Genomic DNA, 15,962 nt, shown 5'->3' with positions numbered 1-15,962 from the left:
CAGCACGCGCGGCCGAGACCATGCCGCCCACGGACGGTAGGTTCATGCACTCACCTGAGTTTTATTGTCGGTATCGCGCGATTCTCCGCGGGGCCCTTCCCCCGCCCCACCACACCTGATGGGGAAAATTGCAAACAAGCGTTACGGTGCGCAACCTGCTCGCGGGGTGCGGGGCCCCTACAATCGCGGGCCCGTTTGCTCCCCCTCGCCTCCCGGGCTTGCTTCCATGTCCTACTGCGCCATCGACTTCGGCACCTCCAACTCGGCCATTGCCATCCCGGAGGCCGGCGGCGGCATGCGGCTGGTGCAGCTGGAAGGCGAGCACCTGACCATGCCGACCGCGGTGTTCTATTGCACCGATGCGGACGACCTGCCGCCTGGCTCGGTGCGCGGCGTGGGGCGGGATGACGCGCTGCCCCGCACCTTCGGGCGCGCCGCGGTGGCCGCCTACATCGAGGGCTATGAAGGCCGGCTGATGCGCTCGATGAAGAGCGTGTTGGGCACGGCCCTGGTCGACCAGACCACCGAAGTCGGCAACGGCATGGGCGTGAAGTACCTCGACATCATCACCGGCTACCTGCGGCACCTGCGCGGCAAGGCGGAACAGGCGGGCGGCGCGCAGCTCGACCGCGTGGTGATGGGTCGGCCGGTGTTCTTCGTCGATGAGGACCCCGTGCGGGATGCAGCCGCGCAGGCTTCGCTGGAGGCGGCGGCCCGCGCGGTCGGCTTCACGGACGTGGCCTTCCAGTACGAGCCGATTGCCGCGGCGTTCGACTACGAGCAGCAGGCCACCACCGAGCAACTGGTGCTGGTGGCCGACATCGGCGGCGGCACGTCGGACTTCTCGGTGGTGCGCGTGGGGCCGGAACGCGCCCAGGCACTCGACCGCCGCAGCGACATCCTCGCCAACCACGGCGTGCACATCGCCGGCACCGACTTCGACCGGCGCGTGTCGCTGGCCAGCGTGATGCCGCCGCTGGGCTATGGCGGCTTCGGCCCGAGCCTCAAGGGCCAGGCGCCGCGCCCCGTGCCCAGCCGCGTGTACTTCGACCTGACCACGTGGCACCTGATCAACACGGTGTACCAGCCACAGCGCGTGGCCGAGCTGCGCAGCATGGCCGACTTCTATGGCGACCCGGTGCAGCACCAGCGCCTGATGAAGGTGGTGAACCAGCGGCTGGGGCATGCGCTGGTGGGCCGCGCCGAAGCCGCCAAGATCGCGGTGGCCGAAGGCGGCTCGACGGACATCGACCTGTCACTGATCGAAGCCGGTCTGCACAGCCCGCTGACGGGGGCACAGGCCGAGCAGGCGCTGCGCGACGACCTGGCGCGCATCGTGGCGTGCGCCCGCGAAACGGTGACCCTGGCCGGGGTGCCGGCCGAGGCGATCAGTGCGCTGTACTTCACCGGCGGCTCGACGGGGCTGAAGCTGCTGACCGAGCAGCTGGAAGCGGCCTTCCCGACGGCACAGGCCGTGCGGGGCGACCGGCTCGCTTCGGTGGCCACCGGCCTCGGCCTGCATGCCGCGCGGCTGTTTCAGTCGGCGTCGGTCAGCAGGTAACCCAGGCCGCGCAGCGTGGTGATGCTGGCGCCCGTGCCCTCCAGCTTCTTGCGCAGGCGCGACACATAGCTTTCGATGGCTTCGGGGCGGGCCGAGGCATCCATGTCGTACACCTTCTCGAACAGCAGTTCGCGCGCCACGGGGCGGTCCAGCCGGGACAGCAAGGCCTCGAGCACGGCCAGCTCACGCGGCGTCAGAGACAGCGGGCGGCCCTCGCAGGTGACCAGCCGGCTCGCGGTGTCGAACGCCAGGCGCCCCACCCGCACCACGGGTGCACGCCCCATCCCCCGGCGTGACAACGCCCGCACGCGGGCTTCCAGTTCGCTGAGTTCGAAGGGCTTGGCAAGGTAGTCGTCGGCGCCCATGTCGAGGCCGCTCACGCGCTCGGCCAGGCTGTCGCGCGCGGTGAGGATCAGCACCGGCAGCCCGCTGCCCCGGGCACGCAGGCGGCGCAGCACCTCCAGGCCGTCGATGCCCGGCAGATTGAGGTCGAGGATGGCGAGGTCGTAGGGCTGCGTGGCCAGGGCGTGGTCCGCGTGATCGCCCCGGCCCATCACGTCCACGGCGTGGCCGCCCTGGCGCAGCGCTTTCGCCAGGCAGTCGGCCAGCGCTTCCTGGTCCTCGACAAGCAGCAGGCGCATGGGGATTCAACCTCGTTGTGGTGTGCAGGGGCCTGAAGGCCCACCCGATTTCATCACGGAACGCCCGGCACCGCGCAGCCCGCGCACCGTCGGTGTGGGCGCCGGGTCTCGGTGTTTTCCCGTGAAGCGGCGGCCCGGACGGCCATCGCCAGATTTCTGACAGGAAGGCTGTCGATCATCCGCGGCCACTGACCCATTTTCCTATTTCAACGGGGTCAGACGGAGACGACATGACTCACACCCGCCGCCTTTCCCGCCTGCCTGTCCTGAGTGCCACCGCACTGGCCGCCTTCTTCGCCGCGTTCGGGGCGCAGGCGCAGTCGACCAACCTGACGATGTACGGCCTGATCGACCTGGGCATGGAATACCGCACCCAGAACAACGCCGCCGGTGACAGCCAGTGGCGCCTGAACTCGGGGGGCATCAACACCTCGCGCTTCGGCTTCAAGGGCAAGGAAGACCTCGGCAACGGCCTGAGCGCCCAGTTCAATCTGGAAGGCGAACTGAGTGCCGACACCGGTGCCGCCGACAGCACGCTGTTCGGACGCCAGGCCTGGGTCAGCCTGGACAGCAATGCGCTGGGCAGCGTGGCGCTGGGCCGCATGTCGACCGTGGCTTACGACTTCATCAGCGCACACGACTTCATGGGCTACGCGCCGCAATACTCGTGGGTCACGAGCACGGCCACGGTGCCGAAGGCCTCGTTCACCAGCCGCATCAGCAACGGCGTGCGCTACCTGGGCACCTTCGGCAAGATCAAGCTGGGCCTGAACGCCGGCCTCGGTGAAGTGGCGGGCTCGCTCAACGCGAACACCAGCCGCGGCGTGTCCGTCGGCTACGAAGACGGCCCTGTGTCGGTGCAACTGAGCCTGGATGATGGCCGCACCGCCGCCACGGAAACCGCCACCAACTCGACCAGCAACCGCAGCTGGATCGCCTCGGGCACCTACGCCCTGGGCACGGGCAAGGTCTATGCAGGCGTGCGCGACACCAAGCGCGAGCCAGTGGGCACGGTCAGCAGCAGCAATGCCGCCTTCCACACCACCGTGTACTGGCTGGGCGCCAGCGCGCCGGTTGTCGACAAGGTGACGGCCTTCGGCGGCGTGTATGTCGAGAACAAACATGGCACGCCGTCGAACCCGGTGATGCTGGCTGGCAAGGTGCACTACGACCTGTCGAAGCGCACCCGCCTGTACGCCACTGCGGCCATCGCCCGCGCGAAGACCGAAGACGGCAGCCGGACCCTCACCGGCGTGTTCCGCGACCAGACGCCGCTGACCAACCACCAGACGGGCATCGGCTTCGGGCTGCAGCACCGTTTCTGATCGGCGTTCCGCCCAGAAGAAAAGCCGTGACGGTATGACCGGTCACGGCTTTTTTCATGGCGCGCCGGCGTTCAAGGCCGGCACATGGGACGCAGGTCAGGCCTTGCCGGACTTGGCCTTGGCGGCTTCGAGGGCCAGGGCCAGCGCCGACTTCGGCGCGTTGCCATCAGCCGGGCGCTCGCGGCGCGGGGCGGCGTCCTGACGCGGGCGATCGGAGCGATCGTTGCGGCGGGGACCACGGTCGTTGCGATCGCCGCGGTCGGGGCGCGGGCCTTGGCCGGCACGCTGCTCGCCATCCGGACGGCGAGGGGCGCGGTCGCCGCGGGGGCGATCGCCTTGCGGACGGTCGCCGTGCGGACGGGCGCCCCGCTCTGCACGCTCGCCGCGTTCGGCCGGGGCCGGTCGGGCGCCGGGTTCACCGCCAGCGGCCGGGGCGGCTTCGCCCGGCGCGCGCTCGGCACGCGGGCCGCGCGCACGTTGTTCACCGCGATCGCCGCCGCGGTCACGGCGCGGGCCCTGACCGTTGCGCGGGCCGCGGTTGCGAGGCTCGGGGCGGGGTTCGGCGGCTTCCTTGCGGGCCTGGGCCAGCAGGGCCTCGAACGCTTCGGGCGCCACGCCCTTGTCGGCGCAGTAGGCCTCGGCGGTCAGCTTGCCGGCGTCGACATCGGCCAGCACGGCCGCGCGGTCGCGGCGTGCCTGGGCTTCGGCCTCACGGCGCTCCTTGACCAGCGCGCGGCGGCGGGCCAGCTCGGTCTCGGCAATCTGACGGTGCTCTTCAGACAACTCGCCCGCAGGCTGGCCGTCGAGGTCGAAACGCGAGGTGCCCTTGCTGACGGCGATCAGGTAGGCCGTGGCGTGCGTGTAGCGGCGGAAGAAACCCGACAGGGCCGTCTTGGAGAACACGCCGGGGGCGCGCTCCTGGATGTCGACCTGGATGCGCAGCTTCAGTGGCTTGGGCTCGCCGCCGAACAGCGCGGGGAAGCGGCGCTGGAGCTCGGCCGCGCACTCTGCGGGACTCATGCCGGCCGGTGCAGCCGATGCGTCCGCCTCCGGCACGTCGGGCGTCGCCGGGGTGTCGGGCTCGGCGGGCTGGGCGGAAGGAAGGTCCGAAGGAGGCAGGGGAGTCGAAGACATGAAGCAGGTGGCAGCGCCAGAGGGCGAAACCTCGATTGTGCGCGATGTGGCGGCCGTTGCCACGATAGACCGCTGCCCCAGCGTCGGGAACGGCCCTTGCCGGCACCGTCGGTGCGGCAAAACGTCGCACACGGATCCCCGGGAGGCATGACATGGGCTGCCGCGTACACCACCTCAACTGCATCTCGTCGTGCCCGCTGGGTGGCCGGCTCATGGACGAGCGCCTGCCCACCGTGATCGACCGCGCCGAGCTGAGCTGCCACTGCCTGCTGGTCGAAACGAACGACGGCCTGGTGCTGGTGGACACCGGTTTCGGCCTGGGTGATGTGAAGGCGCCCCGCACCCGGCTCAGCCGCTTCTTCCTGACCTTGCTGCAGCCGGCGCTGGCCGAAGAGATGACAGCGGTGCGGCAGGTGGCGCGTCTGGGCTTTGCCGTGTCGGACGTGCGGCACATCGTGCTCACCCACCTGGATTTCGATCATGCCGGCGGGCTGGACGACTTTCCGAACGCCACGGTGCACATGATGCGCAACGAGTGCGTGCACGCCGAAGCGCAGCGCACCTGGCTGGATCGGCAACGCTTCCGGCCCGCGCAGTGGGGTGCCAGCCGCGCGCGGTGGGTGCTGCATGAGGCTTCGGGCGGCGAGGTGTGGGAGGGCTTCGAGCGCGTGCGCCCCCTCGGTGAGGGGTTGCCGGATCTGGCCCTGGTGCCGCTGCCAGGCCACACCCACGGCCATGCGGGTGTGGCGGTGCAGGCGGACGGGCAGTGGGTGTTGCTGGCGGGCGATGCCTACTTTCACCGCCGCGAGATGGACACCTTTGCCCCCTGGTGCCCGCCCGGGCTGCGCGCATACCAGACGCTGATGGAGAAGGACCGCACCCAGCGGCTGGCCAACCAGGCGCGGCTGCGGGCGCTGCACGGCGCCCACACCACCGGCCTGACGCTGTGCTGCTCGCACGACCCGGTGGAGTTCGAGCGGCTCAGTGGCCGCGCGCTCGGCGCCCTGCCGCAGGCGCCGAGCCACGCGCCGCCGGCCTGAACGGCTCGGTCTATCTGACGCCATGGGAGGCCCGCTGGGGCTGGCAGCACAGTCAGCCGCCCGTGCCTGACTGGCGCTGCTCCATCACCTTGCGCACCCGGCGTCGCGGAACGCGTTACGCTGGGGGCTGAGCCACAACCGGAGCCCCTTCATGCTGATCCGTGCCGACGATGCCCTGCTGCTGGTGGTCGACCTGCAGGACCGCCTGATGCCCGCATTGGCCGAGGGCGACGCCACCGCTCGCCACGCGCTGGACCTGATGGCCACCGCAGCCGAACTCGATGTGCCCATCGTGGTGTCGGAGCATTGCGTGGACAAGCTGGGCGGCTCGCTGCCCACCGTGCGGGACGCCGCCCACGCCACCGGCGCCACCATCGTCAACAAGACGCACTTCAGTTGTGCCAGCGAGCCCGGTTTTCTTGGCATGCTGGAGCGCCTCGGGCGGCGGCAGGTGGTGCTGGTGGGGGCCGAAGCCCATGTGTGCGTGATGCAGACCGGCCTCAGCCTGCTCGCTGCGGGCCACGCCGTGTTCGTGGTGGCCGATGCGGTTGCGTCTCGCGACCCTGCGCAGAAGGCGCTGGCCCTGCAACGACTTCAGGGCGCGGGCGCGGCGGTGGTCAGCAGCGAGATGGTGATGTTCGAGTGGCTTGGTTGCGCCAATCACCCGGCGTTCCGGCAAGTGTTGCCGCGCATCAAACGCGGCTGAACGGTCAGAGGCGGATCAGGCGCTCGAGCGCCTTCTCCAGCGTGGCGGCCGACTTGGCAAAGCAGAAGCGGATCACGCCCTCGTCTCGGCCATCGGGGTAGAAGGCCGAGACCGGGATGGCGGCCACGCCGTGTTCGGTGACCAGGCGCTCGACAAAGGCGCGGTCACCTTCATCGCTGATGGCGCTGTAGCGCACGCACTGGAAGTAGGTGCCTTGGCATGGAAGTAGCTCAAATCGTGAGCCTGAGATCGCCTGGCGAAAGATGTCGCGCTTGCCCTGGTACAGCGCCTTGAGCTGCTCGTACCACCCCGGCCGTTTCATGAACGTCGCCAGCGCCACCTGGCTGGGCGCGTGCACGGTGAACACGATGAACTGATGCGCCTTGCGGAACTCGGCCATCAGCGCGCGAGGCGCCACGCAGTAGGCCACCTTCCAGCCGGTGATGTGATAGGTCTTGCCGAAGCTCGAGACCACCACGCTGCGCTCGGCAAGGCCGGGATAGCGCAGCACGCTTTCGTGACGCACCTGGTCGAACACCATGTGCTCGTAGACCTCGTCGCTGAGCACGACGATGTCGGTGCCCTGGAGCAGCGCCTCCAGCCGGGCCATGTCGTCGGCCGTCCAGACGCTGCCGGTCGGGTTGTGCGGGCTGTTGACGATCACCATCCGCGTGCGCGGCGTGATGAGGCGGCCCACTTCGTCCCAATCGGGTCGCCAGTCGGGCTGGCTCAGCGTGGCGTACACCACCTTGCCGCCCTGCAGCTCGACGCTGGGTGCATAGCTGTCGTAGGCCGGCGCGAAGACGATCACCTCGTCGCCCGGGTGCACCAGCGCCGCGATCGCGGTGAAGAGGCCCTGCGTGGCACCGGCCGTCACGGTGACCTCGGTGTCGACGTCGTAGGCCACGCCGTAAAGCGCCTGTACCTTCTCGGCAATGGCCTCGCGCAGCACCGGCATGCCCGCCATCGGGGCGTACTGGTTGTGGCCGGCGCGCGTGGCCTCGTCGAGCAGCGCCAGCAGGTCGGCCGGCGCATCGAAATCGGGGAAGCCCTGCGAGAGGTTGAGGGCACCGTGCTGCTGGGCCAGCGCCGACATCACCGTGAAGATGGTGGTGCCGACCTGCGGCAGGCGAGAGGCAATGGAGACGGGCGTGTCAGGCATGGGCCAGAGGATAGCCCGTCGCCAACCTCAGAACGTGTAACGGGCCGTCAACGCTGCATTGAGGCGTGCGCCGTAGCCGCAGTCCTGGCCGAGGCCGCGGCACCACGACAGATAGGTCTTGTCAGCCAGGTTCTTCACGTCGAAGCGGAAGTCCCAGGGGCCAGTGACGTAGCCCACCATCGCATCCACCAGGTTGACCGTCTCCAGCAGCGGCTGGCCGTTGGCGCCGGTCACAGACCCGGTATGGCGCACACCCGCGCCCACGCGCCAGCCGCCCGGCAGGCGGTACTGCGCCCAGGTGGACGCGGTGCGCTCGGCCACCGAGGCCAGCCGCAGGCCGGTCTGGTCGTTCACGGCGTTCATGTCGGTGTAGTTGGCCGACAGTTCGAGCGCGTCCATGCGGTGGCGTACCTCCACTTCCCAGCCCTTGGTCGCGGCCCCCGTCTGCGCCACGCCGCCCGGCGTGCTGCCCTGAACCACGCGGTTCGTCTCCTTGATGTCGAACCACGCGAAGTTGACCGAGGTCTGGCCGGAGTCGGACAAGTACTTGAAGCCCGCTTCCTTCTGCTCACCTTCGGTGGGCTTGAGGAAGCTGGCGCTCGACGTGCCGTCCGTGCCGAGGTTGGGCACGAAGGCTTCCGAGTAGCTGACGTAGGGCGACACCCCCATCGGCAGCTTGTACATCAGGCCCAGTCGGCCCGTGGTGGCCTGGTTGTGCACCGTGGTTTCCGCACCGCTGACGGCCACCGTGACGTTGCGCGCGTGGTCACGTCGCAAGGCGGCCGACGCCACCCAGGGGCCCCAGCTGATGTGGTCGGTGGCATACAGGCCGGTCTGAATCAGCTTGCTGTCCGGGCGGTCGCTCCAGGTCAGCGCCGACGTTCTCACGCTGCCATAGACCGGGTTGTAAAGGTTGATGTTGGTGCCCGCGCCATAGCTGTAGTTGTATTCATCCCAGCGCGCGTGCTGGTGGTCGAGGCCCACCGCCACATGGTGGCGCGTCGGGCCCAGCGTCAGCTTGCCCTCCAGGCGCACGTCGCCCGCAAAGACCTCCGTCTTGCGGTCGGTGGTGTAGATGGTGCGGGTGATGTCGCCCGCATCGGTGGGCACAGCCCCCACGGTGGCCCAGTGCTCGCGGGTCACGCTGGCCGAGTGCGTCTTGCGCAGCGTGGCGGTGGTGCGCCAGTCGTCGTTCAGTTGCTGGTCGAGCAACAGCGTGAACTCGTTCTTGCGCGTGTCGTAGCGATCCCAGCCGGGCTCGCCCACGAAAGTGCTGCTCGACAGCCGGCCCAGCGGCGCCGGGTCGATCGTGCCCTTCGAAGGCAGGAACTGCGATGACACCTGCCCCTTGTATTGCTGGTGCGTGTACAGCGCCGTGATGCTCGTGCCAGCGCGCGGCTGCCACGTCACCGAGGGCATCAGCACCACCGCGTCGTCGGCCACGTGGTCCACCTGCGTGTCGCTGTCGCGCTTCAAGGCCACCAGGCGATAGAGCCATTGGCCATCGGCAGACAGGGGCCCCGTCAGGTCAGCGGCCACCTGCTTGCGGTTGTGGCTGCCCACCTGCACCTCGATCTCGCGGCGCGGCGTGGCCTGCGGCCGCTTGCTGACCACGTTCACGATGCCACCCAGTTCGGCCTGGCCGTACAGCACCGAAGACGGGCCCTTGAGGACTTCCACACGCTCCAGCGTGTAGATGTCGGGGCGCACGTTGTTGTAGTAGCCGTAGATGCCGCGCAGGCCGTCGACATAGGCCGCCGGGGACAGGCCGCGGATGGCCGCCCAGTCGCCCCGGGTGTCGAAGCCATAGCGGCCGGCCTGCACCCCGGCGCTGTAGAGCAGCGCGTCTTCCACGCTGCGCGCGCCCGTCTCGCGGATCTGGGCGACGTCAATGACTTCCATCGAGAACGGTGTCTCGTACACGCTGACCGGGCTCTTGCCCACGGTGGCGGCGCGCGTCTGGGTCACCAGCGGGTCGGCCTTGGCCGCCTTGCTGGCCTTGACGCGCACCTCGGGCAGGGCTCCACCGGCCACGGGTGCAGAGACCTCGGCGTCGGCCGCGAAGGCGGTTGCAGAACAGGCCAGCAGGGCGGCCAGAAAGAGCGGAGAAGGAGGGTGACAACGCATGGCAAAGGTATGTCTATGTAACGCTAATGAGATTGATTCGCATTCTATAATCTCATCTCGAAGCATGTCGACCGGCCCGGTAACGATGTGCACCGCCCTCCGTCGCCCACTCGCCACAACCATGTCCACCCTGATCCACGCCCCCTCGCAAGCGCCCCGATGGCGCTGGTTCCACCGCATCGTTCTGAGCGTGCTCGGGGCCTATGCCTTCACGTGGGGCGTTTCGGCGCTGGCCGTGGTGGCCCTGGTCGCCGCTGGCATCGGCTTTCACGAAGCCGAGCACGGCGTGCTGATCGCGGCCTTCCTGGTCTACCTCGTTGCCTTTTTGTGGGCCTTCGCCGCGCCGCGCCTGGGCCGCGTGTGGTGTGTGCTCGGTGGCGGGGGGGCGGCCTCGATGGCAGCCGCCCTGCTGTGGCAGCGCGCGCTGATGAGCTGAAAGGAGCCCTGCAATGAACTGGACTTTCCGTCAGGCCATGGCCTGGATGCACACGTGGTTCGGGCTCGTGCTCGGCTTCGTGCTCATGGTGGTGTTCTTCTTCGGCTCGCTCTCGGTGTTCGACCGCGAGATCGACCGCTGGGCCATTCCGCAGACGCGTTTTGCGCCGCAGCCCATGCCGTCGTTCGACCACATGCTGCGGCCGCTGATGGACAGGCTGGAGCCGTCGCCCGTCGAGTACGCGGCCAAGATGCCGGTGCTGCACGATGCTGCGAAGGGCCCGATGACGCCGCGCGAAGCGCTGCCCATCGACGAGTTCTGGGCCTACACCACCCACCGTGACCCGGTCCTGCTGGTCGGCGCCGATTTCGCCGTGCCCCTGCCCAAGGACCCGGCGGCGCACAACCACATCCACAACCGCGTGACGGTGGACCCCCGCACCGGCCAGATCCTGAAAGACGACCAGCTGAAAGTGGGCAGCGCCTTCTTCTACCCGCTGCACTACAGCTTGCACCTCAAGTGGAAGAACATCGGCTACTTCGTGGTGGGCCTCGCCGCCTTCATCATGCTGGCGGCGCTGGTCAGCGGGGTGGTGATCCACCGGCGGCTGTTCCGCGAGTTCTTCACCTTCCGGCCGCGCAAGCACCTGCAGCGCAGCACGCTCGACCTGCACAACCTGACCGGCGTGCTGGCCCTGCCCTTCCACTTTTTCTTCGCCTTCACGGGGCTGGTGATCTTCGCGGCCTCGATCTACCTGCCGCTGGGCCACACCGTGCTCAAGTCGCTGCACGATCAGCACGCCGTGCTGGAAGCAACGCGCACGGGCCTGCCGCACGAACGCGCCGGGGTGGCCGCACCGCTCGCCTCAGTCGATGCCATGGTGGCCGAAGCGCGCCGCCGCTGGGCCGAGCGCGACATGCCCGGCCAAGTGGGCTTTCTGAAGCTGCACCACATCGGCGATGCCAACGGCTACGTCAGCGTCTACCGCGCGGGCAGCGACCGTGTGGCCCTGGTGGGCGAAGGCATCCACTTCCAGGCCAGCACCGGCCGCGTGCTGTACGAAGACCCCCCCCGGGCGCCCGCGTCAGCCGTGCACCAGTTCCTCTCGGGCCTGCACCTGCAGCACTTCGAACACTGGCTGCTGCGCTGGCTGTATGTGGTGGGCGGCCTGCTGGGCTGCCTGTGCATCGGCACCGGCTTCGTGTTCTTCGTGGAAAAGCGCAAGCAGCAGCACGCGCGCCAGGGATCGGCCGGTGCGCGCGTGGTCGACGCGCTGGCCGTGACCACCGTGACGGGCATGCTGCTGGCCACCACCGGCATGCTGCTGGTGAACCGCCTGCTGCCCGCAGACCTCAGCGGTGCAGCCGATTGGCAGATGCGCGCGTTCTGGGGGATCTGGCTGCTGAGCCTGGTGCATGCAGGCTGGCGCAACGCGCCGGTGTCGCGCGGCCTGCGCTCACCGGCCTGGCGCGAGCAGTGCCTGGCCGTGGCCCTGGTGGCGGTGGCGGCCGTGGTGGCGAACGGCTGGAGCACGGGCGCCCACCTGGGCGTGACCATGCCCGCTGCCAACTGGCCGGTGGCCGGAGTGGACCTGAGCCTGCTGGCCACGGCCCTGCTGGCCCTGGCGGTGCGACGCAAGCTGGGCCGCGTTCAGCCCGTGGTGCAGAACGCGCCGGGCACGCCGCGCGCACAGGAGGTGGCCCATGTCTGACTGGCTCAACACGCTGATGGCGCCCTTGCTGGCCCACGCCGGCATGGTGTGGCTGGCCTTGGCCATGCCGGTGCACTGGCAGCAGGTGCAAGACACCCGCTCAGAACCTGAGCCAGGCACGCAGCGCCGCCTGCGGGTGCTGGGGGCAGCGGCGCTGGGGGGGGCCCTGGTGGCCTGCCTGCAGCGCGATCACCCCTCGATGGCGGTGCTGGTGTGGGTGATGTGGCTCACCGTGGCCGCCGTGGCCGTGACGCTGGGCCTGGCGTGGCGCCCCCGCACGTGGCGCCTGTGGGCCGGCTGGCGCAGAAGCTGATGCTCAGGCGGCCCCGGCGCCGCCTTCCGCCATGGCATTCAGGCTCGCGTCTGCCTGCTCCAGCAGGGGCAGCATGCGCCGGGTCAGCTCGATGTCGCTCGTGACGCCAAGCTTGCGCTTGATCTGGTAGTGCAGGTTGCAGATGGTCTTCTCGCTGAGGTGCAGCGTCGCGGCAATCTCTGCCACCGGCAAGGGCCGAAGCAGCATGCGCAGCACCTCGAACTCGCGCGGCGTCAGCGCATCGAGGCCGGTGTCGCCCTCCACACGGGCCAGCGCGAGGGCCTGCGCCACATCCGGGCTGAGGGCACGCCGGCCGGCGGCCACTTCGGCAATGGCGTTCAACAGCGTCTCGGCCGGGCTCGACTTGCTCACATAGCCCCGCGCCCCGGCCCGCAAGGCCACCTGCGCAAAGTCGGGCGAGCCGTGCATGGTGAAGATCAGCACGCGGGCCTGCGGATCGAGCGCAAGCAGCCGGCGGGTCAGCTCGAGCCCACTCTGCCCCGGCAAGGCCATGTCGGTCACGACCACATCGGGCCGGTTCTGGCGGTAGAGCTGGTAGGCCTCTTCGGCACTGCCCGCGTCGTCGATCAGGTCGAGGTGAGCCTGCCGGCGCAGCAGGTGGCGGTAGCCGGCCCGCACGATGGCATGGTCGTCGACCAGCAGCAGGCGGATGACGGGGGTGGCGGCAGATTCAGGCATGGGCAGACACCGGGCGCAGCGGCCATTGCAGGGTCAGGACAAAGGCGTCTCCGGCCGGGGCCGGCTCGCGCGCCGCGTGCAGATCGCCACCACGGGCACGCACCCGCTCGGCCATCATGCCCAGGCCCAGCCCGGTCCCGGAGGCCGCACGGTTCGGCGGGCTCGATGAACAGGCATTGCGAACCGACAGGCACAGGCGGCCGTGCGCCAGGGTCACCGACAGGCGAACCGGCTCACGTGCATCGGCATAGCGCGCGGCATTGGTCAGGGCCTCCTGGCAGGCGCGGTACAGGCCCAGGCTGGTGGCCTCGTCCAACTCGGCAGGCCAACGTGCGGGCAAGGTCAGCTCGGCCCGAAGCGGTGGCTGGCGCGCCGCACGCTGGCGCAGGTTCCAAGCGCTCACGAGGTCCTGCAAGGCCCACTGCAGGCCCTGCTCATCCAGCAGGGGCGGGCGCAAACGAACCAACAGACCACGCACGCCGGCGGCCAGTTCGTTCACGGTCGCATCCAGGATCTCGGTGTCTTCGATGGTGGCCGGCTCGCCCACCGCGGCACTCTGGCGGATGCCGGACGACACCGCCTGCAGCGCGGCAATGCACTGCCCCATCTCGTCGTGCAGGTCGTGGGCGATGTCGCGGCGCTCGGCCTCCTGGGTGTCGATGAGCCGTATCGTGAGTGCTGCGCGGATGGCCGTCAGCTGTGCCAGGGTGGCGGCCAGCCGCTGGATGCCCTCGCTGAGCCGGCGGAACTCGCGCGCGCCCTGTCTGGGCAAGGACAAGGTGTGCTCGCCTTCGCCCAGCCGGTCGAGGGCCGCCACAAACCCGGCGGTGGGCTGCAACAGGCGGCGCAACACCAGCCACACCAGCAAATCGAGTGCGGCAATGGTGGCGGCCGTCAGGCTGGTCAGGTCCTGCAGCCGGCTCCACAGCTGCTCGATGACAGCGGCCTGCTGGGGCTCGATGCGCAGCACCCCGTCTTCGCGCGACCACAGCCGGATCCCCCGGGTGACACTGACGGGCAGGCGCTCGCCCAGCCACGTGGCCAGCCAGGCCGGCACCGCTTCGGTGGGCACGGGCGGCTCGCACCCCCACTGCACCAGTGGCTGGTCGATGGCCTGGTAGCGCAGGCACACCGGCCGGCCATACAACGCCACCACCCGGGCCAGATCGGGCAGGCGCCCGCCCGCATCCTGCGCCACCAGTTGCCGGCGCAACTGCTGCTCGGTCAGCCGCTGCAGGATGTCTGCCTGGGCCTCGATCGTGCCGCGCCCTTCCTGCTGCAGCCGCCACACCACGAAGCCCGACACCCCGAACCAGCACAGCAGGCCGACCAGGGTCATGCGGATCAGCAGATGGGCAGACAAGGACATGGCCAGCGAGGATACGCGCAGCGGCGGCTTTGCACAGCGGTGTCGGCCCTGTGCCAGGCTGTGTCACTCCGGCACATACACCATGCCGCCGTCCTGCATCTTGTACAGCATGCCGGCCTTCACGCCGGCCCCGGCGCCCTGGCCATCGGTGGCCTTGTAGCGGTCGATCTTCTGGCCGTCCTTGATGACGATCTCCATGTCGGGCTGACCCGCACGGCGGATCACGGTCAGCTTGTCGTCGGTGAAGGGGGTCAACGGGTTCTGGCTCACCACCAGCAGCAGGGCCGCCACCAGCACCAGGAACACGTCGATCAGGTTGACGACCGACAGAATGGGGTCGTCGTCTTCCAGGTCTTCGAGCAGGCCTGAAGTGCGGCGCTGACGTGCACGCGGCGGGACAGGTTGGAAGTCGCTCATGACATGAGCTCCTCGTCGCCGGATAGGCTCAGCATGTCGGCGGCATACCAGCGGCGGCGCACCTGGGCCACCGCATACGTGATGGCCGCCGCAATCAGCGCGAGGATGACGGCCGAGAAGGCCACCATCAGGCTGCGCGAGACCTCGGCCATCTGCCCATCGGCCAGCGCCTTGAGTGCCGGCCCCATCGGGATCATCGTGGCCACCAGGCCCAGCATGGGCGCCACGCGGGTCACCAGCCGCACCAGCTCCAGCCGGCGCAGGGCCAGGGCCTCGAGGTGGCTGAGAGACAAGGCCGGCTCGAGCTCGCGCCACATGCGCATCTCGAAACCGGCCGGCAGGCCCTGGTGGCGCTGCCAGGCCTGCCGCACAAAGCCACCGAGCGCCACGAAGGCGTAGGCAAACGCGGCGCTGATGGCCACCAGCACGGGCACCAGAAAGAGCTGGCTCACGCCATACATGGCGTGGTCGATGGAGGCGATGGCGCTCATGCGGGTTGCCCTCCTGCCTGCAGGCGAATGCCGGCGAGCCGGGTGCGCCCCTGTCGCCACGCCCCGATGGCCACCAGCAGCGCCAGCAGGGCGCCCATCCCCACGGTGTACCAGCCTGGAAATGCCGTTGTGGTGGCGGTGGGCTGCTTCTGCAGCGCCTGGCCCTGCACATCCTCAGTCGGCACGCCCACGCCCTTGCCCGTGCGGTCACGCGAGCCGGTGTGATAGCCAGTCTTCAGAAAGGTCTGCGCATCTTCGCTGCCTTCGGCGGCAGCCTGCTCGAACCACTTGCGCGCCTCGGCCTCGTTGCGGGCCACACCGCGGCCTTCCCACAAGGCGCTGGCGTAATGCAGCTTGCCCATCACGGCATAGCCATCGTGGCCGGACTCGGCCGCGCGCTTGAACATCGCGGTGGCCGCCACAGAGTCCTGCGGCACGCCCTCGCCTTCCTGCAGCAGATGGCCCTTCCAGATCATGGGGCCGACGAAGCCCTTGGCGATGCACTTGTCGAAGATCTTGTGGGCAGTGGCGTAGTCGCCGCACTTGGCGGCGAGGTAGCCGTAGGCGCACATCGTGATGCTGGCGGGTTGCTCGGCCTGGTAGGCCAGCGACAGGTCACTGACGTTGTTGGCCGCCATGCTGGAGGGCCCTGCGCCGGTGGGCTCGGGCTGGCCGCAGGAGCCAGTTTGTGCGCCGGTCTGTGCGCCGGCTGTGGCAGCAGACAGCGCCAGCATCAGCGCCACACCAGAGGGAATCCGGCGCGCGCGGGGTGGACTGAACGAGGGGGATGGAACCGGGGGCATGGGGCACTCCTGAAGCATGAGGCCGCG

At 69.4% G+C, this 15,962-nt stretch carries 16 protein-coding genes; 7 read left to right on the top strand and 9 right to left on the bottom strand.

What is annotated here, in order from left to right; genetic code table 11:
- Positions 1 to 226: 226 nt before the first annotated feature.
- Positions 227 to 1,561 (top strand): Hsp70 family protein, encoded by a 1,335-nt coding sequence (locus tag DEH84_RS00690; protein WP_109033846.1) that lies wholly within the window; start codon positions 227 to 229, stop codon positions 1,559 to 1,561.
- On the opposite strand, the gene DEH84_RS00685 is transcribed toward DEH84_RS00690, so the two are convergent.
- Complete coding sequence (locus DEH84_RS00685; protein ID WP_109033845.1) at positions 1,537 to 2,202, bottom strand: response regulator; 666 nt, start codon at positions 2,200 to 2,202, stop codon at positions 1,537 to 1,539. The genes DEH84_RS00690 and DEH84_RS00685 overlap by 25 nt on opposite strands.
- 230 nt (positions 2,203 to 2,432) lie before the next feature.
- On the opposite strand from DEH84_RS00685, the gene DEH84_RS00680 reads away from it, so the two are divergent.
- On the top strand, positions 2,433 to 3,527 hold the full coding sequence (locus DEH84_RS00680) for a porin (RefSeq protein ID WP_109033844.1): 1,095 nt from the start codon (positions 2,433 to 2,435) through the stop codon (positions 3,525 to 3,527).
- Positions 3,528 to 3,623: 96 nt separating this feature from the next.
- Here DEH84_RS00680 and DEH84_RS00675 read toward each other — a convergent pair whose 3' ends face one another.
- The gene (locus tag DEH84_RS00675) at positions 3,624 to 4,661 is read right to left on the bottom strand and encodes a ProQ/FINO family protein (protein ID WP_109033843.1); all 1,038 of its coding nucleotides are present in this window, start codon (positions 4,659 to 4,661) and stop codon (positions 3,624 to 3,626) included.
- 152 nt (positions 4,662 to 4,813) lie between these two features.
- Between DEH84_RS00675 and DEH84_RS00670 the strand changes: the two genes are divergently transcribed.
- Positions 4,814 to 5,701 (top strand): MBL fold metallo-hydrolase, encoded by an 888-nt coding sequence (locus DEH84_RS00670; RefSeq protein ID WP_109033842.1) that lies wholly within the window; start codon positions 4,814 to 4,816, stop codon positions 5,699 to 5,701.
- Positions 5,702 to 5,852: 151 nt separating this feature from the next.
- A complete protein-coding gene (locus DEH84_RS00665; RefSeq protein ID WP_109033841.1) occupies positions 5,853 to 6,407 on the top strand; it encodes an isochorismatase family protein in 555 nt (184 codons plus the stop codon).
- Between the two features lie 4 nt (positions 6,408 to 6,411).
- Here the strand turns inward: DEH84_RS00665 and DEH84_RS00660 are convergent, their stop codons facing one another.
- Together DEH84_RS00660 and DEH84_RS00655 are read right to left on the bottom strand one after the other, a co-directional pair.
- Positions 6,412 to 7,569 carry a pyridoxal phosphate-dependent aminotransferase gene (locus DEH84_RS00660; protein WP_109033840.1) on the bottom strand — a complete coding sequence of 386 codons (1,158 nt, stop codon included), beginning with the start codon at positions 7,567 to 7,569 and terminating at the stop codon, positions 6,412 to 6,414.
- A gap of 27 nt (positions 7,570 to 7,596) precedes the next feature.
- Positions 7,597 to 9,696, bottom strand: coding sequence for a TonB-dependent siderophore receptor (locus DEH84_RS00655; protein WP_159098792.1), 2,100 nt, complete (start codon positions 9,694 to 9,696; stop codon positions 7,597 to 7,599).
- Between the two features lie 121 nt (positions 9,697 to 9,817).
- On the opposite strand from DEH84_RS00655, the gene DEH84_RS00650 reads away from it, so the two are divergent.
- Genes DEH84_RS00650 through DEH84_RS00640 form a run of 3 tightly spaced genes read left to right on the top strand, consistent with a single transcriptional unit; the run spans position 9,818 to position 12,156 of the window.
- Positions 9,818 to 10,132 carry an iron uptake protein gene (locus DEH84_RS00650; protein ID WP_109038130.1) on the top strand — a complete coding sequence of 105 codons (315 nt, stop codon included), beginning with the start codon at positions 9,818 to 9,820 and terminating at the stop codon, positions 10,130 to 10,132.
- A gap of 13 nt (positions 10,133 to 10,145) precedes the next feature.
- Entirely contained in the window at positions 10,146 to 11,843 is a 1,698-nt protein-coding gene (locus DEH84_RS00645) for a PepSY-associated TM helix domain-containing protein (protein ID WP_109033838.1), read from the top strand.
- Entirely contained in the window at positions 11,836 to 12,156 is a 321-nt protein-coding gene (locus DEH84_RS00640) for a DUF3325 domain-containing protein (RefSeq protein WP_109033837.1), read from the top strand. The genes DEH84_RS00645 and DEH84_RS00640 overlap by 8 nt, the downstream gene beginning before the upstream one ends.
- Before the next feature lie 3 nt (positions 12,157 to 12,159).
- Here the strand turns inward: DEH84_RS00640 and DEH84_RS00635 are convergent, their stop codons facing one another.
- The 5 genes from DEH84_RS00635 to DEH84_RS00615 all read right to left on the bottom strand — a co-directional run bounded on the left by DEH84_RS00635 (position 12,160) and on the right by DEH84_RS00615 (position 15,935).
- On the bottom strand, positions 12,160 to 12,855 hold the full coding sequence (locus DEH84_RS00635; RefSeq protein WP_109033836.1) for a response regulator: 696 nt from the start codon (positions 12,853 to 12,855) through the stop codon (positions 12,160 to 12,162).
- Positions 12,848 to 14,224 (bottom strand): sensor histidine kinase, encoded by a 1,377-nt coding sequence (locus DEH84_RS00630; RefSeq protein ID WP_109033835.1) that lies wholly within the window; start codon positions 14,222 to 14,224, stop codon positions 12,848 to 12,850. The genes DEH84_RS00635 and DEH84_RS00630 overlap by 8 nt, the downstream gene beginning before the upstream one ends.
- Before the next feature lie 63 nt (positions 14,225 to 14,287).
- Positions 14,288 to 14,641, bottom strand: a complete 354-nt coding sequence (locus DEH84_RS00625; RefSeq protein WP_109033834.1) for a DUF2149 domain-containing protein — start codon at positions 14,639 to 14,641, stop codon at positions 14,288 to 14,290.
- On the bottom strand, positions 14,638 to 15,132 hold the full coding sequence (locus DEH84_RS00620) for a MotA/TolQ/ExbB proton channel family protein (protein ID WP_109033833.1): 495 nt from the start codon (positions 15,130 to 15,132) through the stop codon (positions 14,638 to 14,640). The genes DEH84_RS00625 and DEH84_RS00620 overlap by 4 nt, the downstream gene beginning before the upstream one ends.
- On the bottom strand, positions 15,129 to 15,935 hold the full coding sequence (locus tag DEH84_RS00615; protein WP_159098791.1) for a tetratricopeptide repeat protein: 807 nt from the start codon (positions 15,933 to 15,935) through the stop codon (positions 15,129 to 15,131). The genes DEH84_RS00620 and DEH84_RS00615 overlap by 4 nt, the downstream gene beginning before the upstream one ends.
- Between the last annotated feature and the right edge of the window lie 27 nt (positions 15,936 to 15,962).

The sequence above is a fragment of the Aquabacterium olei genome (genome assembly GCF_003100395.1).
In the GTDB taxonomy this organism is placed as follows: domain Bacteria; phylum Pseudomonadota; class Gammaproteobacteria; order Burkholderiales; family Burkholderiaceae_C; genus Aquabacterium; species Aquabacterium olei.
Note: the sequence above shows the minus strand (reverse complement) of the source record. Positions and strands in the feature narration are given on the sequence as shown.